The organism is Lactiplantibacillus sp. DA1 (assembly GCF_032681335.1).
GTDB lineage: Bacteria > Bacillota > Bacilli > Lactobacillales > Lactobacillaceae > Lactiplantibacillus.
Genome location: NZ_JAWHTQ010000002.1, coordinates 1 through 25,213, shown reverse-complemented (window position 1 = coordinate 25,213; position 25,213 = coordinate 1). Strand labels below are relative to the sequence as shown.

The 25,213-nt window shown below is 44.8% G+C and carries 23 protein-coding genes, 1 pseudogene and 2 riboswitches; of the genes and pseudogenes, 8 read left to right on the top strand and 16 right to left on the bottom strand.

The window, feature by feature from the left end:
• Positions 1-303: 303 nt before the first annotated feature.
• The 4 genes from RXV91_RS02695 to RXV91_RS02680 all read right to left on the bottom strand — a co-directional run bounded on the left by RXV91_RS02695 (position 304) and on the right by RXV91_RS02680 (position 4,117).
• Positions 304-1,281 carry an AraC family transcriptional regulator gene (locus RXV91_RS02695; RefSeq protein ID WP_316438946.1) on the bottom strand — a complete coding sequence of 326 codons (978 nt, stop codon included), beginning with the start codon at positions 1,279-1,281 and terminating at the stop codon, positions 304-306.
• A 23-nt stretch (positions 1,282-1,304) separates the two neighbouring features.
• Entirely contained in the window at positions 1,305-2,117 is an 813-nt protein-coding gene (locus RXV91_RS02690; RefSeq protein WP_316438560.1) for an oxidoreductase, read from the bottom strand.
• Between the two features lie 290 nt (positions 2,118-2,407).
• Entirely contained in the window at positions 2,408-2,764 is a 357-nt protein-coding gene (locus RXV91_RS02685; RefSeq protein ID WP_316438559.1) for a DUF1648 domain-containing protein, read from the bottom strand.
• A 309-nt stretch (positions 2,765-3,073) separates the two neighbouring features.
• On the bottom strand, positions 3,074-4,117 hold the full coding sequence (locus RXV91_RS02680; protein WP_131509813.1) for a zinc-binding dehydrogenase: 1,044 nt from the start codon (positions 4,115-4,117) through the stop codon (positions 3,074-3,076).
• 235 nt (positions 4,118-4,352) lie between these two features.
• Here RXV91_RS02680 and RXV91_RS02675 point away from each other — a divergent pair, with 235 nt between their 5' ends.
• On the top strand, positions 4,353-4,823 hold the full coding sequence (locus tag RXV91_RS02675) for a MerR family transcriptional regulator (protein WP_316438558.1): 471 nt from the start codon (positions 4,353-4,355) through the stop codon (positions 4,821-4,823).
• Between the two features lie 213 nt (positions 4,824-5,036).
• Here the strand turns inward: RXV91_RS02675 and RXV91_RS02670 are convergent, their stop codons facing one another.
• From RXV91_RS02670 to RXV91_RS02625, 10 genes are all read right to left on the bottom strand, one after another.
• Positions 5,037-5,537, bottom strand: a complete 501-nt coding sequence (locus RXV91_RS02670; RefSeq protein ID WP_316438557.1) for a cysteine hydrolase family protein — start codon at positions 5,535-5,537, stop codon at positions 5,037-5,039.
• 163 nt (positions 5,538-5,700) lie between these two features.
• On the bottom strand, positions 5,701-6,495 hold the full coding sequence (gene trpA, locus RXV91_RS02665) for a tryptophan synthase subunit alpha (protein WP_316438556.1): 795 nt from the start codon (positions 6,493-6,495) through the stop codon (positions 5,701-5,703).
• On the bottom strand, positions 6,488-7,687 hold the full coding sequence (trpB, locus tag RXV91_RS02660) for a tryptophan synthase subunit beta (RefSeq protein WP_316438555.1): 1,200 nt from the start codon (positions 7,685-7,687) through the stop codon (positions 6,488-6,490). Before trpB ends, trpA begins: the two co-directional genes overlap by 8 nt.
• Positions 7,684-8,316 carry a phosphoribosylanthranilate isomerase gene (locus RXV91_RS02655; protein ID WP_316438554.1) on the bottom strand — a complete coding sequence of 211 codons (633 nt, stop codon included), beginning with the start codon at positions 8,314-8,316 and terminating at the stop codon, positions 7,684-7,686. The genes trpB and RXV91_RS02655 overlap by 4 nt, the downstream gene beginning before the upstream one ends.
• Entirely contained in the window at positions 8,313-9,095 is a 783-nt protein-coding gene (gene trpC, locus RXV91_RS02650) for an indole-3-glycerol phosphate synthase TrpC (protein ID WP_316438553.1), read from the bottom strand. Before trpC ends, RXV91_RS02655 begins: the two co-directional genes overlap by 4 nt.
• Positions 9,092-10,111 carry an anthranilate phosphoribosyltransferase gene (trpD, locus tag RXV91_RS02645; protein ID WP_316438552.1) on the bottom strand — a complete coding sequence of 340 codons (1,020 nt, stop codon included), beginning with the start codon at positions 10,109-10,111 and terminating at the stop codon, positions 9,092-9,094. The genes trpC and trpD overlap by 4 nt, the downstream gene beginning before the upstream one ends.
• Positions 10,112-10,135: 24 nt before the next feature.
• Positions 10,136-10,711 (bottom strand): aminodeoxychorismate/anthranilate synthase component II, encoded by a 576-nt coding sequence (locus RXV91_RS02640; protein ID WP_316438945.1) that lies wholly within the window; start codon positions 10,709-10,711, stop codon positions 10,136-10,138.
• Positions 10,695-12,131, bottom strand: a complete 1,437-nt coding sequence (locus RXV91_RS02635; protein ID WP_316438551.1) for an anthranilate synthase component I family protein — start codon at positions 12,129-12,131, stop codon at positions 10,695-10,697. Before RXV91_RS02635 ends, RXV91_RS02640 begins: the two co-directional genes overlap by 17 nt.
• 471 nt (positions 12,132-12,602) lie before the next feature.
• Positions 12,603-14,198 (bottom strand): ABC transporter permease, encoded by a 1,596-nt coding sequence (locus RXV91_RS02630; RefSeq protein WP_316438550.1) that lies wholly within the window; start codon positions 14,196-14,198, stop codon positions 12,603-12,605.
• A complete protein-coding gene (locus RXV91_RS02625) occupies positions 14,191-14,955 on the bottom strand; it encodes an ABC transporter ATP-binding protein (protein ID WP_316438549.1) in 765 nt (254 codons plus the stop codon). The genes RXV91_RS02630 and RXV91_RS02625 overlap by 8 nt, the downstream gene beginning before the upstream one ends.
• Positions 14,956-15,470: 515 nt before the next feature.
• Positions 15,471-15,560: riboswitch (TPP riboswitch) on the top strand.
• A 75-nt stretch (positions 15,561-15,635) separates the two neighbouring features.
• On the opposite strand from RXV91_RS02625, the gene thiE reads away from it, so the two are divergent.
• The 7 genes from thiE to tenA all read left to right on the top strand — a co-directional run bounded on the left by thiE (position 15,636) and on the right by tenA (position 21,227).
• A complete protein-coding gene (thiE, locus tag RXV91_RS02620) occupies positions 15,636-16,259 on the top strand; it encodes a thiamine phosphate synthase (protein WP_316438548.1) in 624 nt (207 codons plus the stop codon).
• Between the two features lie 14 nt (positions 16,260-16,273).
• Positions 16,274-16,365, top strand: a riboswitch (TPP riboswitch).
• Positions 16,366-16,408: 43 nt separating this feature from the next.
• Positions 16,409-16,621, top strand: coding sequence for a sulfur carrier protein ThiS (gene thiS / locus RXV91_RS02615; RefSeq protein ID WP_316438547.1), 213 nt, complete (start codon positions 16,409-16,411; stop codon positions 16,619-16,621).
• 18 nt (positions 16,622-16,639) lie between these two features.
• Positions 16,640-17,278 carry a sulfur carrier protein ThiS adenylyltransferase ThiF gene (thiF, locus tag RXV91_RS02610; RefSeq protein ID WP_316438546.1) on the top strand — a complete coding sequence of 213 codons (639 nt, stop codon included), beginning with the start codon at positions 16,640-16,642 and terminating at the stop codon, positions 17,276-17,278.
• Between the two features lie 30 nt (positions 17,279-17,308).
• Positions 17,309-18,085, top strand: coding sequence for a thiazole synthase (locus RXV91_RS02605; protein WP_316438545.1), 777 nt, complete (start codon positions 17,309-17,311; stop codon positions 18,083-18,085).
• Positions 18,086-18,087: 2 nt separating this feature from the next.
• Entirely contained in the window at positions 18,088-19,284 is a 1,197-nt protein-coding gene (locus RXV91_RS02600; protein WP_316438544.1) for a Zn-dependent hydrolase, read from the top strand.
• Between the two features lie 10 nt (positions 19,285-19,294).
• Positions 19,295-20,521 carry a dicarboxylate/amino acid:cation symporter gene (locus RXV91_RS02595; protein ID WP_316438543.1) on the top strand — a complete coding sequence of 409 codons (1,227 nt, stop codon included), beginning with the start codon at positions 19,295-19,297 and terminating at the stop codon, positions 20,519-20,521.
• Between the two features lie 13 nt (positions 20,522-20,534).
• Positions 20,535-21,227 (top strand): thiaminase II, encoded by a 693-nt coding sequence (gene tenA / locus RXV91_RS02590; RefSeq protein WP_316438542.1) that lies wholly within the window; start codon positions 20,535-20,537, stop codon positions 21,225-21,227.
• A gap of 321 nt (positions 21,228-21,548) precedes the next feature.
• On the opposite strand, the gene RXV91_RS02585 is transcribed toward tenA, so the two are convergent.
• Positions 21,549-22,022: an alcohol dehydrogenase gene (locus RXV91_RS02585; RefSeq protein ID WP_316438541.1), complete on the bottom strand. Its 474-nt coding sequence runs from the start codon at positions 22,020-22,022 to the stop codon at positions 21,549-21,551.
• Between the two features lie 20 nt (positions 22,023-22,042).
• Positions 22,043-25,213 (bottom strand): annotated as a pseudogene (locus tag RXV91_RS02580) (mucus-binding protein); the annotation flags it as partial.

Genomic DNA, 25,213 nt, shown 5'->3' with positions numbered 1-25,213 from the left:
AATTTCTTGTTGGTCATTTTTGGGAGCCGTAATCCGCTGACGAATCCGCGCAGGTTAGCGATTTGACTATAAAGTTTATAATCAAGTTTTTACCTATTTCTGATTTCAGTTGGCAATGATAAATACATTAATTCCCGATTGGCACAAACTTGAAGTATGCCAAAAAACAATTGCGCCTAAGAACATGCATTCTTAAACACAATTGTTTTTTACCGATTGATTTTCAAGTCGTTTCTCAGCCTAAGTTCATCGCGTGTATCTGCTTTGATCCCCGTTAATTTTTAATCTAGGTGGCACCACCAGTTAGTTTTTGAGCCTTCCCGACAATTGTTGCCGATAAATAGATGGACTTTGCTGGAACCATTTTTTGAAAGCCCGTGAGAATGATTCTGGATCTGCATACCCTAATAAATAACTGATTTCAATCAGACTAAGCGCTTGATCTTTCATCAATGGCACCACCAAAGTCTGGCGAGCAATTTGGACCTCGTCATTAAAGGTTGTTCCTAAAGCCCCAAGATTTCGTTGTAGCGTTCGTTTACTGAGATTCAAACTTGCTGCCACCTCATCAATTGAAAAGGAGCCACTAGGGATTTTCTTCAACAGTAGCGCTTGGACAGTTCCAAGCAATGATTGGTCGCGTTCAATGACCAGCTTCTGTTGATCTAGCCCCGGTTGTAAAAATGTCCACATTGAATTATTAGCCGAGATAAACGCCCGCTGTAAATCCGCGACTTGAAACTGAACACAATTATCGGTCAGTCGTTGGGACCGAGTGCCAATCACGTCATCAATCTGAGCGCCGTATTGATACTTGCTACCAATCGCAGTCGGTTTAATTGGTTTTCCCGTGCCCACCCGTAATAAACTGATTAACAACAATTGTTCCGTCATAACCGTGAAGCGCGGCAATTCGATGCCAAGACTATTTCCCACAATATGGATACTAACAACATCTGACTTAGTGACTATTTTCAAATGAACCGGACCTATCAATGATTTATAGGTCGCCATGCGTTCAATCGCTTGTTCACCATTCTTAGCAGCTAATGCCGCGAAAAAGGACGGCATAAACGTATTAATATTAGTAATATTGCCTAGGCCAAGAATCATTTCATCCGTTAGTTGATTATCAAACTCATTCATTAATTGCCAATACTCGACATCAGAAAGTGTCAATTGTTCTTGCCAAACGACCTTATTAACGCCGGCCGCTTCAAGCAGGCTATTTAAATCAACGTCAAGACTTTTCATAAAACGTTGAAACTGTTCAGAAACCATAATTTTCACACTAATCACTCCCACTAACTGGCATGCATCATGATAAAATCAAAAACGCGTGTCGGTAAAATCGTCTTGGCAAGTACCAACGGTTTAGCACCAAATCCGATTAAATAACGTACCCGTGGCCGCCGCTGATTGACCGCCTTAGAAATTGCTTTAGAGATAATTTTGGGATCAGACAACATTCGCGACGAATATTGGCGTCGCATACCCGCAGCAGCCTTAGTCGCTTGTGTCTGGTACGCACTGTGCTGTGCTGACGCTTCTAAATGATCCGCAGCAATAAATCCCCAGTTCGTTTTAATCCCACCAGGTTCAATGATTGAAACTTTAATACCAAAGCCCTTAGTCTCCATTCGTAACGCATCACTAAACGCTTCGACCGCATACTTAGTGGCATGATACCACGCGCCCATATAACTCACCAACCGGCCACCCATCGAAGACGTATTGATAATGCGGCCCTGATGTTGCGCACGCATAGACGGTAAAACTAATTGTGTCAGCCGCGCCATCCCAAATAAATTAACCTCAAATTGTTGCTTGGCTTCATCAATGGAAACATCCTCCACGGCGCCGTATGAACCATAACCCGCATTGTTGATCAAAATATCAATGCGACCTTCATTGGCAATTAAGGTTGCTACGGCCTGACTAATTGAATCTTCACTGGTAATATCTAGTAACAATGGTTTGACGCCATATGGTACTAACGCTTCAAGTTTATCTAGTCGGCGTGCAGCACCATAAACAATATGATCTTGTTGAGCCAAGTCCTTCGCCGTCTGAAACCCAATCCCGCTGCTTGCACCCGTAATTAAAATAACTGCCATCTCAATGACCTCCTATGTTTTATCAATACCAGTAGTTTACATAGAAAGTCGCAATAGCTTAATGATTTATCACGTCATCATCATAACATTACGTGCCATATTTTATGATGATTGACAACTAGCGATCAATTGTAAAATCAGTTCAGGTAGCTAATGATACGGCCGCCAACAGCCTACAAACACGTCATGGGGCAAGTATTGAAAAAATAGCAGTCAAAAAAATTCGCTTGAAATTAACTTCAAGCGAATTCGTATACTATAGTAATGACAATTTATCACTCTAATAACCATCAGCCAACCATCCCACTAACTAAACGACCTTGGACTTCTGACTGCATTAATAACCACAATAGGACGCTAAAACTCACCATGACACCTAAACATTGACCTTCAAAAACCGTCAGTGTTGGTAGTTGCAAAAGTCCTAATTTGCGCCGTTTTTGCCGTGCTAGTTTAATAATGACTTCACCCATGACCACAACTAATAATGGTAACATCACTAACCACCAGCCACTGCCAAACGAATCAGCCAAGCCCGCATGATTAAAATGTGTCACGACCGTTTGGGGCGCCAAGCCAATCATAATGGCACACATCAAAACGGCAGCACCTGCAATTGCTCGCACGATCCAAGTAAAGACGCGCATTGCACTCACCTCATTTTTGATTCAGTATAGCAAGTTGATTGCGTGACAGATAGCAAAGTGCGTTTTTTTGAACGGTTACCTATCAAAGCGATCACCCCCAAATACGAATTAAATATCTTAAAGTTTCAGAGCTAAAATCTATTCATTGCGCTGATCTGCCTAATACAAACATGTCGGTTAACCTAACACGGCAATCCAATACTAGGTGCTACAAACTAAAAAAGTCGCTTTAGCACAAATTAATTTGCGCTGAGGCGACTCTTTGACTTATACGTATTTTAATCTTTGATTAACTACTGACACCAGCAGTTAGTCAATCACAACCATCGCTTTGATGGTCTTGCGATTTTGCATATCCTGATAAGCTTGATTAATGTCGGCTAATGGGTAGGTTTGCGTAAATACCCGGCCCGGATTAATATTACCATCTAAGACGGCTTTGAGTAAGAATTGTTTGTCATAAGTCGTGACGGAAGCCGAACCACCTGCAACCGCAATATTTTGGGCAAAGGTTGATCCAAGCGGCCGGTTGTTATAATGCGGTACCCCAACGTAGCCGACACGGCCACCATTGTGCAAAACACCTAAGGCTTGGTCAATGGCTGCTTCGGTCCCAACACATTCTAACGCCGCGTCAGCACCACCACCGAGAATTTCACGTACTTTAGCGATGCCTTCTTCACCACGTTCAGCAACGACCGCGGTCGCGCCAGATTCAAGTGCCATTTGTTGCCGATCTTCGTGACGGCTCATCAAAACGATTTGGGAGGCCCCGCGCAACTTAGCCGCAATCACGGCACATTGACCAACTGCGCCATCCCCGATAACGACCACTTTGTCACCCTTTTGGACATTCGCACACCGCGCCGCGTGATAACCCGTTGGCATCACGTCGGCCAACGTCAGCAGTGACTTGAGCATGCCTTCCGTATAATCACCAGGTTGGCCGGGAATCTTCACTAACGCCCAGTTACCATAGGTGAAGCGAATATATTCTGCTTGGAAACCATTAGACCAATTTGTATGGCCTGGGTGCCGATCACAAGTGCCATCAAAGCCAGCTAAACAGGCCGCACATTCACCACAACCGTGCGTAAATGGTGTGATGACAAAATCGCCCGGTTTGACCGTCGTAATTTCGGAACCAATTGCTTCAACGATCCCGATGGCTTCGTGACCATCATTGGTCGAGTGCGCATCTTTATTATCGCCATGTGCGTAGGCCCACAAGTCAGAACCGCAGACACAGGTCCGGACAATCCGCACAATGACATCGTCATCAGCTTGCAACGTTGGTTTGGCAACTTCCTGAACAGAGACGCGCCCAGCTTCTTCAAAAATTGTTGATTTCATATTAATCACCTTTGGCCGCTAAAATGACGAATTCGTCAGCGGTCGTTCCCTTCATCATTAAAATAATATTGAAAGTCAATAACACACCTTAATTATACCAAGGCTATGCGCACTACGACTAGTAATTGCACCAGCCAAGCCGGTCATTGACAAATAATATGATCACTCATATATTTAATTCTAGACTTGATAGTTAACTATCAGTCAAGAATTTTCTAGAAAAAGGAGCTTACCGATGTATTTAACCATTCACGATGTCGCCAAACGAACCGGCCTCACCACGTACACATTGCGCTATTACGCCAAGGAGGGGCTCTTTGATTTTGTCACGCGCAGTTCCAATAAGGTCGGTACAAGACTATTTAAGGAATCTGATTTAGAATTTATCTATCTCATTAAATGTTTAAAAAATGCGGGCCTAACCATCAAAGAAATTAAAACGTTTGTTGACTGGACTATGGCCGGTGACGCCACCATCTCAAAACGGCGGGCGATGTTTCAAGAACGACGCACCGCGTTACAAAAACAATTGGCAGAATTGCAAGCGACACTAGACGTCGTTGATTATAAATGTTGGTACTACCAAGTTGCTGAAGATGCAGGAACTTGTGCTGTGCATGATACGTTGGCCGATGATGAGTTGCCTGAGAAAATGCGGCGCGTTAAGCATCAGTTGGCAGCCCAACATAATTTTACGGCGGATTAGTTGCAGATTAATCATTGAATCGAAATCGCATTCATTAGTATAAAATCATGTTGAATTTCAACTTATGATTAAAAATGATTTAAATCATTTTAAATACTCAATACACCTCTTTGTACTCAAAAAAGCAGTAGGTCGTTAAGCCTGCTGCTTTTTGATGCTTAGATTAAAAAATTACTTCATACCCTATCCATCTCGCAAATTACCAATCGACCTTTACGCCGTCACCAAGGTCAAAAAACGGTGGTTCCAAATCCGGTCCTGATAAAAATCAATGGTTTGTTGGGCACTCATCATCGGATTAGCCGTCGTCGTAGTCAGTCCCCGCACCATTTCAAGTTGGTAGCCCAAACCGTGTGCCATCTTGATCGTCGTATCAACGCAAAATTCGACTTGAGCACCACAGATTTCAAGCGATTGGCACCCAAGCATCGTTAATTGGGCTTGTAAATCCGTCTGATAAAAAGCATTAGCGTGCGTTTTGTGGACTACTATGTCAGTGGCCTCAATTGGCAACGCTGGCATAATCTGCCAATCGGTCGAACCGGCAACCAAATCCGCATCGTGATGTTGAACAAACACAATCGGCTTATTTTGTGACCGATACTTTGCAATGCGCTGTTGGATTCCCGCCATTACAGTCGTCAGATTGGCAACAGGTTGCGGGCCGCGACAGACGCCAATTTGCATATCAATAATAATCAATACATCAGCCATGTGGAGGTCTCCTTAAATTAACTGGTTTAGTTAGCGTCAACCGTTATCATCAACGTCCTCAAAATTCAGTAAACTGTTTTCAGCCTAGCACATTATCCTAACGTTTCCCAGCGTTTAATTGAAGTCACCGGCAAAAATCACAACAACATCATAGCACTCAAGATCAATCAACCGTATCGGCGGTATGACCATCCAATGCGCGGCGCATCCGTCGCGTATAATCAGTTAGCACTGCCGTCGCTGGTTGATGCGTTGCAATCAAGTGTACGATCGCACTACCAACGATGACCCCATCAGCAACTTGTGACATGGCTTGGGCTTGCGCTGGCTCATGGATACCAAAACCAATCGCGACAGGTAACGTGGTCGCATAACGAATCTTCGCCACCAACGTCGCTAAATCAGTCGTAATGTGCTGACGGGTTCCAGTTACACCTAACGATGACACGACGTAGATAAAGCCTCGTGCCTGGTGGGCAATCGCGGCGATACGTGCGTCATCACTCGTCGGCGCAATCAATGGGATCAAAGCGATACCATACTGGTCTAAAGTTGGCCGGAGCTCACCAGACTCCTCTAATGGCAAATCGGGAATAATCAAGCCAGCAACATTTAACTTTTGGCACTGTTGCGCAAAGTTGGCATAGCCGAATTGATAAACAATATTCGCATAAGTTAAAAACACGAGTGGAACGGCCGTCTTTTCTCGAATTGCCGCGACCAATTCAAAAACCCGTTGGGGGGTGATGTGTTGGTCAAAGGCGCGTAAGTCAGCAGCTTGAATTTCGGGCCCATCAGCCACGGGGTCCGAGAACGGAATGCCAATCTCAACGAGGTCACAGCCCGCTTCTGCTAAAGCAACGACTTGGTCAACTGTCGCTGTAAAACTTGGATCACCGGCCACCACAAAAGCAATAAATGCCTTATGATCTTGAAAAATGGTTGTTAAATCAGTCATCAATCGTCACCCCTCGATACTTTGCAATTGCCGCCACATCTTTGTCTCCACGACCGGACAACGTACAAACAATGGTCTGATCACGCCGCATGGTTGGCGCTAATTGTTGCACGTAGGCGACCGCGTGGGCACTCTCAATCGCACAGATCACCCCTTCAACTTTGGCAATCAGCTCAAATGCCTGCACTGCTTGATCATCGGTGATCCCCACATATTGGGCCCGACCACTTGCAGCTAGATAGGCGTGTTCCGGCCCAACGCCAGGATAATCAAGCCCAGCCGAGATTGAGTAGACCGGGGCAATTTGTCCGGCCGCATCTTGTAAAAAGAGTGATTTCATCCCATGGAAGATGCCAGTCCGACCGCGTTCAATCGTTGCAGCCGTCAACGGCGTTTGAACGCCCTTGCCAGCTGCCTCGCAACCAATCAACTGAACGGATGAGTCATCAAGAAACGCTGCAAAACTGCCAATGGCGTTGCTACCACCACCAACACAAGCCACGACTGCATCCGGCAAATGGCCCGTTTGGTCAAGAATCTGCTGCCGCGCCTCAACACTGATAACACTCTGGAACTCATGCACCATCATTGGAAATGGGTGTGGCCCCGTCGCCGACCCCATAATATAAGCCGTATCATCACAACGTCGCGTCCATTCTTGCAAGGCCGCGTTAATCGCGTCTTTCAGTACCATCGATCCGGTCGTGACGGGATGGACCTTGGCCCCTAATAGTTGCATCCGATAAACATTCAGGGCTTGGCGATCCGTATCTTCCTTACCCATGAAGACCTCACATTCCATCCCGAACAACGCCGCGATGGTCGCAGTTGCCACCCCATGCTGACCGGCCCCAGTTTCAGCAATCAGCCGCTTCTTGCCCATCTTTTTTGCCAGTAGTGCCTGTCCCAAGACATTATTAATCTTGTGGGCGCCCGTATGGTTCAAGTCCTCACGTTTAAAATAAATCTGGGCACCACCTAATTGATCTGATAACCGTTGTGCATGGTACAACAACGATGGTCGGTTCGCATAGTTATTCAATAAGTCAGTCAACTCTGCTTGAAACTGCGCATCCTGCCGGTAATGTTGAAAGGCACGATCCAGACGCTGTAGTTCGGTCATTAATGTTTCTGGAACGTACTGACCCCCAAAGTCGCCGTAACGACCTGCTTGTGATTGATTTTTAATCATGCTAATTCCTCCATATTTCTCGTTAGTAATGGTGCTGATACGCCCGTTTGGTGCGCCCGTTGGACCATCAGATCGATTTTTTCACGGTCCTTATTGCCCGCCGTCTCGACACCACTAGCCACATCGACCATTGCCGGGTGTAACTTGTTGATTGCCGTTACGACATTCGTCGGTGTTAAACCACCAGCCAAGATAAACGGCCGGACGGGACGCTGTGATTGTAATCGATTCCAATCCAACACCTGTCCACTACCTGGACGGGCATTATCCAATAATAAGTAATCCGCTTGACATTGCGTAGCATTCGCTGGTGGTATCGCTTGAATCACCGGCACATGGGCGGCCATCAAGGACGCAATCCGGGGATCATCGACGGCAGCGTGTAGCTGGACCACCTGAATAATGCGCTGTTGCACGAGAGCTAGAATTTCCGATAATTGATTAGTTGTAAACACGCCGACTCGCCGAATACGCGAATCTAACTGCTGGGCTAGTTGGCGCGCAGTCGCCACTGTGATTTGACGTCGCCGGCCAGGGGCAAACACCATCCCAATCGCATCCGGTTGTGCCTGATTGACCATCACGACATCCGCTGATCGCATTAAGCCACAAATTTTGATTTGGGTCATTCGCGCGCCCCCGTTCGTAGTTGCATGACAGCTTGCCCCTTATCTGGTGCACGCATCAACGTTTCGCCAACTAGCATGGCGTCAAAGCCAGCAGCGACCAACTGTTGAACTTGCGTGGCCGTTTGAATACCCGACTCGGCGACCACATAACATTCAGCTGGAACTGCTTGTCGCAATTGGCAACTTGTTGCAAAATCGACACTGAAATCTTTCAAATTACGATTGTTAATGCCAATAATCTGGGCCCCCGCTGCCACCGCTTGTCGAATCTCAGCCGTTGTATGGACTTCTACTAACGCACACAGATTCAGCTTATGGGCCAATGTAATGAAAGCCTGCAGTTGAACCGGTGTTAAAATGGCAACGATTAGTAAAACCGCACTAGCACCAGCAACGCGGGCGGCCGCAATCTGGCTTGCATCCACAATAAAATCTTTACGCAATGTAGGGACTGTTACGGTTTGCGCAATAGTTTGCAAATAAGTCAATCGTCCTTGAAAGTATCGGGGTTCGGTCAATACCGAGATTGCATCAATCCCAGCAGCAACATAGGCTTGCGCAATCTGTAAGTAATCAAATTCAGCCGCAATCAGCCCCTTAGAAGGTGACGCCCGCTTAACTTCACCAATGATCTGCAATCCTGGCTGAGCAAGCATGGTTTCAAATGATGGGACCGGCGTGGTCATTTTCCGAGCTTGTCGGATGAGCTTCTCACGGTCGACAACTGGCACGGCCTGAACCCTTTGTTGGCTTGCTTGAACAAGTTGGTCTAGTATCATGAAGCCATCACCGCCTGACTTTCCTGAATTAAACGGTCTAGCTCGGCTGCAGCAGCCCCATGATCGATCGTTTGACGGGCCAGTTCAAAAGCAGCCGCCAGGTCCAACTGCGGCTTGGCAATGTGTAACGCCGCCGCGGCATTCATCAAGACCACATCACGTGGTGCGCCTGGTTCCCCAGCGAGTACTGACCGGGTGATGGCGGCGTTGACTTGAGCACTACCACCAATCAAGTCAGCATGATCACAGCGCGACAACCCGAACTGTTCAGGCGTCAAGGTCAGCATTGCTTGCCGCCCATGATTGATCACTATCGCATCAGTAGGAGCCGCTGCAGAAATTTCATCCAAACCATCCTGGCTGTGCACGACCATCGCATGTTTAACACCTAAACGCATCAAAACTTCGGCTAATGGGGCCATCAAGGATTGCCGATACACTCCTAATAGTTGCATCTCTGCGTGGGCCGGATTAGCTAACGGGCCTAACACATTAAAAATAGTTGGAATCTTGATTTGTTGTCGGGCTGGGGCAACAAACCGCATCGCCTGATGATATTCACGCGCATACATAAAGGCAAAATTCGTCCGTTCTAGCAGTACTGAACTCTGGTCCGGTGTCAAATCAATTTTGACACCGAGCGCCTCCAAAACATCTGCCGCACCACTCTTGGACGACGCCGCCCGGTTACCATGCTTGGTTACTGGCACCCCTGCCGCCGCAACAACTAAAGCGGTGGTCGTTGAAATATTAAACGAATTCGACCGATCCCCACCCGTCCCAACAATCTCCAGCGTGGGCTGATTCACTTCGAAGGGTAACGCTTGGGCCCGCATTGCCGTGGCCGCGCCCGCAATTTCATCGATGGTGGCCTTTTTAATGGCTAAAGCAGTCAAAAAACTGCCAATCTGTGCGTCGGTGGCTTGACCTTTCATAATTTCTGTAATGACTTGTTGACTCATCGTAAAATCCATATTTTTTTGGTTGGTGAGTTGTGCAATCGCTGTTTCAATCATAAGTCTTCCTCCACTCTCGTCTGTTTAGTGTTTAAGTGCTAAAAAATTACGAATCAATTGTTCACCAATGGCTGTAGGTGTCATGATCGATTCGGGATGAAATTGAACCCCATACAGTTGACGGCCTACATCTTCCACCGCCATAATTTCCTGATCATCACTCGTTCCAATGACGCGAAAATTCATGGGTAAGCGGTCGGAATCGGCTACTAATGAGTGATAGCGTGCCGCCACGAACTGCATCGGACAATCTTTGAATAGTGCCGATGGCTGGACATGCATTAATGTGGCCTGCCCATGAACTAAATGCTGGGCGGCTCGCAACGACCCACCAAAGGCCGTGACCATGACTTCTAAGCCCATACAAACCCCTAGTATTGGCACCTGACCAGCTAATTGTTGCACCACTTGTGGACTAACCCCTGTATGCGCTGGCGTTCCCGGTCCTGGTGACAAAATAATATGAGCAGGTTGTAACGCTTGGATTGCCGTGACCGTTAAGTCATCATTTTTAATCACCCGAACATCGGGCGTCAACCGGCCAATTAGTTGATACAAGTTATAAGTAAAACTGTCATAGTTATCAATTAATAGTTCCATCATTAGCCCACCTTTCTGCGTCTTGTACTGCATTGACAACCACCCGTTGTTTGTTCTGGCACTCCTTAAATTCCTGTGTGCCGATACTGTCAGCGACAATCCCCGCACCCGCTGGAATGACCAACCGTTCATTCATTCGGTAGGCCAGCCGGATTCCAATTGCCATGTCCAAATTACCGTTACAATCTAAATAGCCAAAGCAACCACCATAAACGCCACGCGGGGCCTGCTCGTAATGATTAATCAGAGTCATTGCTTCAATCTTAGGCGCTCCTGCTAACGTCCCGGCTGGGAAAGTAGCGGCAAGTACTTGGAGGGCCGTAGTGGTGGGCGCCACTTCTGCGGCCACGCGGGACCCTAGATGCATGACTTTTGAATAACGAATTAATCGTCGCAAATTAGTCACCCGGACACTTTTAAACTTCGCAACTTGCCCTAAGTCGTTACGTCCCAGGTCAACTAACATATTATGCTCGGCAACTTCTTTAGGACTGGTTTGTAATTCATGGGCCAACTGCTGATCTTCGGCAGGTGTTCGACCACGACGTCTTGTCCCAGCCAACGGATACGTTGCGACTTGTTCACCATCCTTCGTGACTAACGTTTCTGGTGACGCTGCCGTCATTTCAAAATCAGCTTGTTTAAAATAACAGTTATACGGTGCCACCGTTTTTTGAAGTTGCTGATAAACTGCCAGCAATGACCCGCTCATGGTCCCCAAACATGGATTAGCATATATCATTTGAAAAATATCGCCCGCATAAATGTGGTGTCGAATTCGATCAACACGCTTCGCATAAGTAGCCTGATCCGCTTGCATCTGTAACGGCTGCTGTAAGTGGAATGGCGGCAAAGCTAACGGTTGTTGTAATTGTTGCATGATGGCGGACAATCTTTGCGTTAATTTAGCTTGCGTTGTCGCATAAGTGGCCGTTAGATGATCTGTTGGAATCAGTTGTGTCAGTCCCAGTTCGTGGTGCCGATGGTCATATACGAGTACACTTGTAACTAAGAATAAGCCCAGATCATCGAGGCCAGTTGTCGCCGCTGATTTTAAATGCAATTTGGGCACAAATTGTTGCACGTATTCGTAACCGAAATATCCCATCAGACCACCGGTAAATGGTGGTAACCCTTGAATTCGTGGCGTTCGATATTGGTTTAGAATGGCTTGTAGCGTCTCATTAGCTGGCCGACCATCCTTGACAAGTCCTTGTCCCGTGAGACTTTGATGCGGTTCAAAACTGAAATAACTATATCGTTGGTGTCGGTCAATCGTTAGTGCAAAACCGTTCCCCATTTGATGAACAATTTTAGCTACCGCGAGTGGATCAAAAGCGGCGAGTGGCCGTTTGACCATTACTGGCACGTAGGGGTAATGATCTTGATAAGCGATTAAGGTTGGTAATGTTGGATTCATGTTGAACCACTCCTCATTAATAAGATATTTTTACTTGAGTTGTGGTTAGTTGCCATCGTTGCTGCATTGAACTGCCTCCCATCAAAAAAATCCGTCCATGACTAATGACAGTCAAGGACGGATTTTTCCGCGGTACCACCTTGGTTGGACACCAAATTCCCCCATTCAGGTTAGACTCGGGTCCCAGCTTAGCGAAATGCAAACACATTCCCGGGAATTGACGGCTCCCTATCGTCGCGAGGTACTAGAACAAAGTTGTTCGTTAATCGCGCCCTCAGTGGTCCATTTAATAATTTGCGTTCGATCGCACTCTCAGCAACGGCGACTCTCTTTACGGGCATCATTATCTTGATCTCCACTTCATCGGTTTCATGGACGAATATTAAGTTGTTATTAACATTAAAACTTGATGAGCGATTTGTCAACACTTTTATTCTAATTTAATATTATTAACTTTTAAATTAGCTCGTATTAGCAAAGGTGCTGCCAAAAAGTCTTGCGGTAATGCCAGACAAAACTACCAGAAGCAAGTCCGATACCCACTAAAACAATAATATTAATCAGCATAGCTACCGCCGCAAACAGATTAATCAACAAACTATAGATCACAATTATCAATACGCCAACTATACTGCAAACTAATAAGTTAAGCATTAGACCAAGATTACCGCCACCACGATTAAACAGTTGCGTCACATTGGTCCAATTCGTCATCCGCAATTGATAATCACGCTTAAAATAATATTGGGCAGCTAGGTACGTGCCCCAAGCAACTCCTAGTATTAAGGCCAAATCTAGGGCTAGTGATGCTCGTCCAGCAATGCCCACCACTAACGCCATCACCATATTAATTATGACTTGAAACCAATAACCCAAGTAAAACTTCTGCCGTAAATAATGGGACATTGGGATAGGCAATGCGCTCACAAAGTCAAAGTTCATTTTATCAAGTGATATAAGGTTACCGACTAAGGAAGTTTGATTAACATTGACAATGGCGGCGGCCATGCCACTGACAAACCAGACACCAATCCAGTTCAGCGATAGTTGGCTAAAATTAGGTGCCGTCCCTGAAAAGAGAATGGTTCCTACTAGAATCAATGGCAACAGGATCGAATTCGTAAATAATTGTAAAACCAAACTGGGTTCTTTCAGTAGCTGGAACTGGTAGGTGCGCAAAAGCTTGTTGAGGTTATGTTGCCGCGAATGCCAACGCTGCGGGGTCGCCGTCAGCACCGTGTTGACTTGGGTTAGTTGGTCAATCAGGTGAGTCAAAACGAACCGACTGGTTAACACTAACAAAATTAGTAAAGCGACGACCAAGCTACCCCAAGTCAGTAGACTCGCCATTGTTAACGGCGTCGTAAAAACTTTAAAAATCGGTACCAACAGGGGTATCACTGTGCGGTCAACCTGCGTGCCGGCGTCAGATGATGATCCGCGATTCATAAAGTAGAGTCCGACTAGCACTAAGACAGCGTTAAGACCTAACATGATATTCATGACCATTTTTTGATGGGCACGAAACACCTTTAGTTTCGTCAAACCAAAGACAATTAAGGCACACAGACATAGCAGTAGGCTCAGTATTAGACCATACATCAAGATTGCCATTACTAATCCTAAAAGCACAAAGATTCCTGCCCGAGTCGCGGTCATGACAAAAATTAAAAATAACGGAATGGTAAAGGGTACCGTGTTAAAGATAACGACTAAAATTTTGCTTACAAAGATCTCTTGATTACGGAACGGTAACGGTAAATATTCAGCTAGGTCATTACCGGCAAAAAAGACGTTATAAATACCTGAAATATTCTGAGAAATTCCTAACAAGATAAATAACGCCACATAAAATGTAAACATGCCCGGTAGCTTGCTAAAATCAAAAGCAAGCATCGTCAAGCCATAGATACCAAGAAACATCAAGGCGTTCAAGTAAAACTGCCGCATTAGCTTCCTACTTAGAGCCGGCCCCGAGGCCCCTTTTTTACGTAACCGATCCGTTAGTTGCGGATTTAACAACCTGAGATTAACGGCTAACAAAACACGTAGCTGGCTTTTATTCATCACGCTCACCCTCAATCGCATCGACTAAGTGATTATCTGTTAGATGCCCAGCCATTTGTAAATAAATTTCCTCAAGCGATTGTTGCGGATATCGAGTTAGTAATTGCGCAACCGAACCGGTATAGATCAATTGTCCCTGCTTCAAAATCGCTAAACGGTCGCATAACTGTTGAGCCGTATCCAGATTATGGGTTGAAAAGATGACTGTCTTGCCTTTAGCCGCATGGGCCTTCATCAAATTTTTTAAATCAAAAGCGGCTTGTGGATCTAGTCCTTGCATCGGTTCATCCAAAATCCAAATGTCAGGATCAGGGAGTAGTGCCCCAATCAAAATGGCTTTTTGGCGCATCCCATGTGAATAGCTAGCCATCGGTTCCTCAGCGTGGTCGGTCATATCGAACAGTGCCACCAACTGTTGCCGCCGCTGTTCAAGCGCAGTCTCTGATTGTTGGTAGGCCGCAGCAATCATATCCCAATATTCCATCGCTGAAAGTTGGAGAAAAATATCGGGTGTGTCTGGCACGTACGAGATCCTTTCCTTAACAGCTTGTCGCTGCTGTTCAAGGTCTAAGCCATCAACCGTGATTGTGCCACTTGTTGGTTTAATAATACTGACTAAACTTTTGATGGTCGTTGACTTACCAGCACCGTTGTGGCCTAAGAAGCCGAAAATCTGGCCGGGTGCAATAGTTAAAGTGAGCTGATCTAATGCCGTCTTCTCCCCATAACGCTTTGTCAATTCGTGAATTTCAATCATATGATTATCCCCCTAGTCATCAGTTATGCTTTATTATACCGGAAGAATCTTAAAACTCGAAAACGGATTGAGTCGGTTGCCAGTAGTGCACTCATCTTTTGCCGCTTACTAATTCTGTCAAAAAACTAACGATTCAGCCATCCATGACTAAATTAAATCAACACATGTAACTTATTAAGACGTCAAAAGCGGCATAAGGAACAAATTGATTGACCAAGCTCACAGCTCACTTTTTATGATCATCGCAGTATAAACTGCGATGATCACGATTAAAACTAGCAAACTTACAATCACATATACCCCACAACTCCATTGGGTTACTTTCAAATCATTTAACGCCATTTTCTGTGCCACTTCCCAAAAATCCATATATTTGTTAACTACTATTAGCTTAGACAATCTCTCAGTTTATGAACCACCTCACACCTATCTTAATTACACGATCAAATTAAACAATTCATCAATCTGATTGCATCAATGTCATTAATATGCTATCTTGGCTTTAAATTAAATAATTATTGTGTCTGGGGTGCCGTTTGGCTGAGACTATACCCATTGAACCTGATCTGGTTAATACCTGCGCAGGAAGACGCACTAGGAATATGCTGACATATTTTTGGAGCAGTCTCTTTTTACGCACGTAGTAATAGAGACTGCTTTTTTGAAATGGAGGCAAATAAATGAACTACCAACTATACTTGGTCACTAATCGATATCACTTTTCAGATGACCAATTTCTTAATAAGATCGATCAAGCTTGCGCAGCCGGCGTTACCTTAGTTCAATTGCGAGAAAAAGAAGTAACTACGCGTCGTTATTACGAACTAGCACGAAAAGTCAAAATCATTACTGACTATTACCATTTGCCATTAATCATTGACGATCGAATTGACATTTGTCAGGCCATAGATGCTGCTGGCGTCCATATTGGTGATGCTGAGTTGCCCGTTACTATTGCCCGTAGAATTTTAGGCACCCACAAAATTTTAGGAGTCTCTGCCAAAACACCAGCTGCAGCTCAGGCCGCCATGCGAGCCGGTGCAGATTATTTAGGTGTTGGTGCAATTTATCCAACCACTACCAAGGTTATCACTCAACTAACTTCGATCGACACACTCATCGCCATCACCAACACGGTTACAATTCCAGTAGTGGCTATTGGTGGTATTACCGATCAACGTTTAGTTGATTTGAATGGCATTAAATTAGCCGGTGTGGCTATGATTAGTGAAATTATGCAAGCAGAAAATATAACCGCTAAAGTCAAAACCTTAAAACGGCACTTAAAGGAGGTGGGTCACTAACTTCAAATTGAACTATATATCGTCTGGGGTGCCAACATGGCTGAGATTATACCCACTGAACCTGATGTAGCTAGTACTACCGAAGGAAGAACGACGCCAATCCAAATGAGCATGGTTTTATTTGGATTGTACATTTTCTCCTTTCTTCGGTGAAAGGAGTTTTTTTGATTATTTTAAACGGCACTAAAATCACCTACATTGCTGGTCAAACACTTGCCCAGCTCATATTGAAGCAAAATATAACCACACAAAATATTGTCGCAGAAATAAATGGCGTCATTATTCATCATAACCAATTTACAAGTACGTTACTACATGCTAACGATCGTATCGAACTCATCACTTTTGTTGGTGGTGGTTAAAACGAAAGGACCAAATCAATGACCATTAATTTTGAAGGAAGCCCTATAAAAACATTCTATTTGGGCATGAAAGAACGCAATGTCGCTAATTCGACTGTTCCCCTACAGGAAGCTCATATTACAATCGCTGGTGCAGGTGGATTAGGTTCTAATGTCGCCATTGCGTTAGCGCGTAGTGGCATCGGTCACTTAACACTCATTGACTTTGACAACGTCGAACCAAGTAATCTCAATCGTCAACAATTCAAAATTAGTCAGATTGGGATGCCCAAAGTGCTAGCACTACAACAAAATTTATTGGAATTTAATCCATTCATCGCGGTCACGACTCTCAATGTTAAAGTCACTCCAGCTAATATTGCGGTGTGCTTTGCTGATTGTGATATCGTCTGTGAAGCCTTCGATGATCCGGCCGCTAAAGCGATGCTATTGGACGGTATCACCCAACACTTTCCAAATAAGCCCTTGGTGATGGGCAACGGGTTGGCTGGCATTCATTCTGCTAATACCATTAAGACGACCCATCCGCTCCCCAATGTCTACATTTGTGGCGACGGTATGACTGCAGGCAACGAAGGGTTAATGGCCCCACGAGTAATGACATGTGCTGGGCACGAAGCAAATGTGATTCTACGCTTACTTATGCACCGATCATAATTGATTCATAAATGAAAGGAACTGATTAATATGCACGCATTAAATGACGACTTAGTTCTTGGTAATAAACACTTCACATCCCGCTTTATTCTCGGCTCAGGCAAGTATTCATATCAACTCATCGATGCTGCTGTTAAACAAGCCGGTGCACAAATCATTACCATGGCATTGCGACGAACTAATCAAGATGAAACAAATATTCTCAATTATATTCCAGATGGGATCACCATTCTTCCAAACACTTCTGGTTGCACGACCGTTGATGAAGCAGTTCGAATGGCGCACCTAGCTCGTGAGCTGAGTGGTAGTCATTTTATTAAATTAGAGGTTATCCCTGATAAAAAATACCTGCTACCGGACAACGCGGCGACAGTCAAAGCCACTGCTATTCTTGCCAATGAAGGCTATACAGTGCTTCCTTATATGTTGCCTGACTTGAACATTGCCCAACAGCTCATGACAGCAGGCGCAGCAGCCATTATGCCATTAGGAGCACCAATTGGAACAAATCAAGGTTTAACTACCCGTGAGTTAATTAAAATACTGATCAATGAAATTGATTTACCAATTATTGTTGATGCCGGCATTGGCCGCCCAAGTCATGCCGCCGAAGCTATGGAGATCGGGGCAGCAGCTGTAATGGCCAATACGGCAATGGCAACAGCTGGCAATATCCCCCTCATGGCGGCGGCATTTAAAAATGCTGTTCAAGCTGGCCGGCAAGGCTTCCTCGCTCAGCCCGGTCGTGTTTTAACAACTCAAGCAGTGGCCTCTTCCCCACTCACTGGGATTAGTTCTTCCAAATGACTATGACACTCACCAATACTATTACCGAGTTGTTGGCACAGTTTACTCACAACAATCCGCATGGTCAAAACCGACTCGTATATAATCAGGCCTGGTTGCGTAATCAACAACGGCTACTAGACCTGGGCCACCAGTTGGGGGCCCAGACTACTGTTGATGCAGTGGGTAACATTTACCTCGATTTTTTAGGCCGTGATCAGACACGAACGATTGCAACCGGGTCCCATATGGATACAGTCGTTAATGGCGGTAAATATGACGGCCTATATGGTATTTTGGGCGGTCTGTGTGCGATTCGTCGGCTGATTACACTTAAGGGGCCACCACCGGTCACACTTAGATTAATCGCTTTTAGTGAAGAAGAAGGGAGTCGGTTTAACGCAGCCTTTACCGGGTCGACTTATTTAATGACACATCAACTGCCTGATTACTTAATCGATGCTACTGGCACATCATTTGCGTCGGCTCGAAAAATCGCCATAGCGCAACTCGGTCATCACGCTGACCAACAAGTCGCTTATTGCACCCGACCCACGACTTTTACAGAATTGCATATTGAACAGGGACCACGCTTAAAAACGGCCGGCAAAAAAATTGGCCTGGTTCAAGGTATTGTAGCCCAACAACGATTGTTAATCACGGCTCACGGTGTGACCAATCATGCAGGAACAACGCCCATGAACCAACGCCAAGATGCAGTTAAACTAGGAAGTCACTTAATCACGAGTCTATATCAATTAGCTGCTCATCATAATGACTTAATACTTACAGTCGGTAAAATAAAAGTAGTTCCTAATGTGACTAACGCGATTGCCGGTACCATGCAATTTTCTGTAGACTTTCGTACTCCTAGCAATGCCACAATGACCGTATTCAACCGGCAATTAACTGCACTGCTTAATAAATTAACCGACGTCACAATTGAATCCACCCTCAAAGTACCAAGTACATGCTTATCTAAACCAATGTTGACAGCTAATATTGATTTAGCACAACGATTATCATTACCTTACCTACAACTTTTTTCAGGCGCCGGCCACGACAGCCAGATTATTAGTTCATCAATCCCGACTGCCATGATTTTTGTTCCAAGTAATCATGGTTATAGTCATTGTCCACAAGAATACACTGCACCTGAAGATTTAGTAACGGGTATAAAAGTATTAATTGCTAGTTTGCACCAGCAAGCCTATTTATGAATGGAAGTTAATGATGTTAACAAAAATAACCTTAACCACTCAAATATTAATTGCCATGATGATTGGTAGTCTACTTGGCATTATTGGTGGACAACACATCGTTGGGATTAAACTCATTGGTGAGGTGTTTTTACGGCTCATTCAAATGGCCGTCACCCCATTGATTTTGTTTTCTGTCATCGAAGCTATTGGAAATTTACCAGGCCATGAATTAGGACGCCTGGGTATTAAAACAGCAGGATGGTTTGCCGTAACAACCCTAGTTGCAGCCTTGATTGGACTAGTCGTTGGCTGGTGGTTCAAACCTGGTCATGATCTCCACTTGCCGTTATCGCAGGCCACTCAGTACCATTTACTTAATCATCATCCTTCGATTAATCAAACAATCTTAGCTTTTTTTCCAACAAATATTTTTGATGCCTTGCAAACAGGCAACACCATTCAAATCATTATTTTCGCCAGCCTGCTTGGAATTGTACTTAGTCAAGAAAATCGCCATCATCAGTATGACAGTTTTTTGGTTATGATTCATCGGCTCAATCATTTGTTTATCCGACTTATCACCCTAATTATGCACTTGGCACCATTTGGAATTGGCGCTTTGATGGCTTGGGTCACTGCAACTAACGGTGTCACCATCATATTACCACTAGCTAAGTTTTTGATCTTACTCGCTGGTAGTAGTTTTATTTTCTTAACCGGCTTATTTGCGTTAGTCATGTGTAATGCCCACTTGCCGCTCCGTGGTCTTCTGCATGGATTCACTAGAATTGTAATGGTTGCTATGACCACAACTTCTTCAGCCGCAACACTTCCCATTGAAATGACTGATGCCGAGGAACGGCTTGGAATCCAAGAATCAATTAGTCAATTAGTATTACCATTAGGCATGGCCCTAAATAGTAACGGCCTAGCAATGTATCTTTCCTTAGCATGTGTCACTTTGAGTCAATTCTATGGACTTAATCTGCCGATTATCACGATGCTCAGAATCGTGACCCTATCGATTGTTGCCTGCTTAGGAACTGTAGTCGTCCCCGGTGGTGGACTTGTTGCCTTAACTATCATCGTTCCCACGCTTGGATTACCACTTGAAACTATTGGTCTATTGGCTGGAATTGACTGGATTGCCGGTATCTTTAGAACTTTATTGAACGTCGTTGGTGACACCACCACGGCTATTCTTATTGCTGCAAACGAACATCAACTCAACCGTGATGTTTATCAATCTAAATAAAGGAGTCTCACCAATGCTATTTTCGACACAATTAAAAACAAATGCTCAGCCAATTCTCAACGCAATTAGCCAGCATCCATTTGTCACTGGCATTGCTGCTGGCCAGTTACCGGCAGCCGCACTTACTTTTTATGTTGAACAAGATTTTAATTATCTTAACGCTTTTATTAAAGTCTATGCAGGTGCCATTCAAAAAAGTACAGATCGTGCAACCATGGCCCTGTTTGCCAACCAAATTGATTTTATTTTAAATAGCGAAATTCATCCCCACCATAACTTTTGCAACGTTGCTGGCGTGGAGTATGAACACCTTCAGCATGCCGAACAAGCCCCAATGACCTATCTTTATAATGAACATATGTATAACGCCATGCGCACAGGTGATTTAATTGACATCGTTGCGGCCATGCTCCCATGTCCATGGACTTATCATGTAATTGGGCAACAACTTGTTGCCGCTGGCTGTAACCGTCCTGATAACCCTTTCACACCCTGGATAAATTTCTACGCGAACTTATCAACGACAGAACAATCCAGTACGAATTTAGATGACCACTTATTTGCTTTGATTGATGAGCAAGCTGAATTATATCAAAACAATCGTCTTAATATTGTTGAACAGCGCTTTTTACGCAGTTGTGAGCTCGAATGGCAATTCTGGGAACAAGCTTATCGACAGAGTAATTGGCGATTCAACAGTCATTAAGAGTAACACACCAGTGAGTGATGATAAAACTCTAGATATAGCTGAATAATTAGTTATTATTAACACTGATTATTTCAATCAAATCAACCGAAAACTAAAAATAAGCGATGCTGCACAAGCTTTTATTTAAAACCTAAGTGACGAAATTTGATAATCTGTATCACCTAGCTTTTTGATTTAATCGTTAACTATGGGTCTAAAATATCTGTTGCTAGTAATTGAATAAAAACTTGATTGATAGCAACAGACACTTCAAGCCAAAAAAGTTCTTCTTTGACAAGGGATAACCCTAATCAAAGGAGAACTTTAATTTAACACCAATTAGTTAACTTCTTTATTTAAATAACGTCTTTCCATCGTCTGGCGTGCAATAACGGCGTCTTCAAAATGAAGAAATGGCTTGTGTAATAGGTAGGTGCCTTTGTAGAAAAATGTCGCCACCCATCTTTGGGCATTAGTGTCCCAACTAACGCCGATAACACCGCTTTTATTGCGCTTAGACATGATTTTCGATGGTAAATCGGTGTGATGATCACGAATCTTTAGATTGCTCAATCGCCCCATACTTGCAACCGCTTTTGGATTACGCCGAATTAAACGTGCGCGTTCTTCCCGTGTTAAACAGCCGCAACTTTTCGCGCGACCATGCCTTAATGCGTATGAATCTACCCTTGTCGTATTGCCACAACTACATCGACACAACCAGAGTGCATTACCATTTGCAGCGGTCCCACTACGCTTAATGACCGTCAGGCGACCAAATTTCTGGCCTCGGATATCAATTAAAGCCGTCATATTAACGCCTCCAGTAAAAACTAATCACGACGTTTCTTTAGAAGCGCCCCCAGCCCCACCAACAAGGTTGCAGTAATCAATCCAAGTATCTCGGCCACAACGCTAGCTTGACGGTCATCATTAGTTTGCGGCAACGTCGCTTGCTTATGCGTTGCTGTTGACTTACGATTTGACATCGCTTTTGCCGGCTTCACAGTCTTAGTCTTGGCTAATTTAACTGCCGTTGCGTCAGCTGTCGCGGCTCGAACGGGCCGATCAATATTGCCTGGTTGCTTTGTCTGAGCAACCTGCTTGGTATTTTGGGATTGTGTTGGCTTAACCGTCTTAACTTCATCCGGTGTTTTAACCGTTATCGTCTTCACAGGTGTTTTTGGTGTCTCACCCGTTGTCGTTGTATCAGCCACATAACGAATCGTTTGGACATCATCGACACTACCTGGTGTAACCGTTACTACTTGAGTGCCAGTTATCGTCGGTTGATATCCAGGGATGGTCATCGCAGTAACAGTCTCAAACCGGTTACCAGCTTGATTAGTTGACCAATTACCGTACGTAACTTCACCAGTTACATTATCAACTGATTTAGCGCGAATAAAGGTAATGGTCCTAACCGTATCCGCATGCAATTGCGTGCCAGCCATATTCTGATAATGCACAGTTTGCGTAATTGTCTTGGTCGCTGTCGTTGAATCAATTGCATGTGCTAAGCGGACGAAATAATTATGAACGACACCATCAGCATTGAAAGTGACACCTGAAGTTGGATATTCATCCCGCACTAAGATATAACCATTCTTAACATACTTGGCAATCACGTCAGCCGTCCGATAAGCTGACTGGGACGCAAAATTGCCAGTTAGCGTGACGACATCAAGCATTTGACCAGTCGTTGTATCAATATACGTTACCGTGGTGGTTTCCAAATTAGCAAGATACGTCACAATCTCGGTCTTATCTTGAACCGTATTGACCACCGCATTGTTACCAGCAATACTCGTTTTATCGGCCGTATACCCTGTAATCACCGGCGAATCAACAGTTACATACTGACCAGTTTTAGAATTGCCAGCCAGCCAAGCCGTATAAACTAGCGTGCCATCGACTTCATCAATCGTTGCGTTACGATTGAAAGTAATTGTTTGGACATTGCTGGCACCAGCGGCAGTACCATTTTGATACTGGTACTTGATTGTTTGACTAACTTGCTTCGTTAAAGCTTGGGCGGTTGTTCCGGCTGGGTACTTTGGTCCGTCTGGGTTGGCGGGATCAATTGGTTGACCTGGTGTTCCCGGATCAGCTGGTGTGACCGTGACCAACTTATGTTTCAACGTTACGGTATATGCTTTAACAGCCCCATCTTCATCAAAGATAACACCCGTTGCCGGATAATCACTAGCTACTAAGGCATAACCAACTTTAATATAATTGGTGATTGTATCAGTTGTCCGGTAATCTGATGAAGTATTGAAGTCGCCAGTTAAAATTTTGAAATCCAGTGTTTGACCAGTCGTTGCATCAATATATGTCACCGTGGCAGTTTCCGGATTAGCTGCATACATCACAACAATCATCGTATCTTGAGCCGTACTTGTCACAGCATCGTTGCCAGCAACACTCGTCTTATCAGTTGTATAGCCAATAATCACCGGCGAATCAACAGTTGCATACTGGCCTGTGGTGGTAGATCCAGTTAGCCAATCAGTGTAAACTAGCGTATTATCGACTTCATCAATCGTTACGTTCCGATTGAAGGTAACTGTTTGGACATTGCTGGCGCCAGCAACAGTACCATTTTGATACTGGTACTTGATTGTTTGACTAACTTGCTTCGTTAAAGCTTGGGCCGTTGTTCCGGCTGGGTACTTTGGTCCGTCTGGGTTGGCAGGATCAATTGGTTGGCCCGGTGTTCCCGGATCAGCCGGTGTGACCGTGACTAACTTATGTTTCAACGTTACCGTATAAGACTTGATTGTACCATCCTCATCAAACATGACACCGTTCGTCGGATAATTATCGCCTACTAACTCATAACCTGCTTTGACATACTTAGCAATCGTTTCAGCCGTCCGATAAGTGGACTGGGTATTATAATCGCCCTTTACATCTGCTATATAAAGCGTTTGACCGGTCGTTGTATCAACATATGCGACCGTGGCTTTTTCAGTGTTGACCTTGTAAGTAACTATTACAACTGTATCCAAATCAGTTCCTGTCACTGGATCAGTACTAGTAACATTTGTCTTGTCGGCTGTATAGCCAGTAATTACTGGCGACGCAACGGCCGGATAGTAAGCAGTCGTAGAATCCCCATTCAACCAATTCGTATAGACCAACGTACCATCGACTTCATCGATCGTTGCATGACGATCAAAAGTCATCGTCTGGACATTGTCTGTTTCAGCAGAGTCGCCATTCTGATATTGATACTTAATGGTCTGTTTAACTTGGTTAGTTAAATCCGCCGTCGTTGTTCCGGCTGGATATTTCGGTCCATCTGGGTTGGCGGGATCAATTGGTTGTCCGGGCGTTCCGGGCTTATCCGGTGTGACCGTCACGAACTTATGCTTCAGCGTGACCGTGTAAGTCTTAACAGTCCCATCTTTATCGTAGACCACCCCAGCCGTTGGAAATGTCGAGCTCACTAATTCATAACCAGCATTCTCGTAAGCTGCGATTTTGTCGGCCGTTGTGTAAACATCAGTTGTTCCGTAGTCCCCCTGTAATGGAACCGTCTTAATCGTTTGTCCCGTCGTTTGGTCTACATACACTACCATGGCGGTTTCCGACTTAACGTGATACGTAACGATGATTGTCTTACTTGAATCTATTTTTGCCACAGCATCGTTACCAGCAACACTTGTCTTGTCGGCCGTATAGCCAGTAATTACTGGTGACACAACAGTCTCATAGCGACCAGTAGCCGCGTCACCAGTTACCCAATCCGTATAGACCAGCGTGTTATCGACTTCATCAATCGTTGCGTTACGATTGAAAGTAACTATTTGTACATTGGCTGCACTAGCAACATCACCATTTTGATATTGGTACTTGATCGTTTGGCTGACTGAAGTAGTCAAATCTGCCGTTGTTGTTCCGGCTGGATACTTTGGTCCATCTGGGTTGGCGGGATCAATTACTTGCCCGGGCGTCCCGGGATTATCGGGTGTGACCGTCACAAACTTATGCTTCAA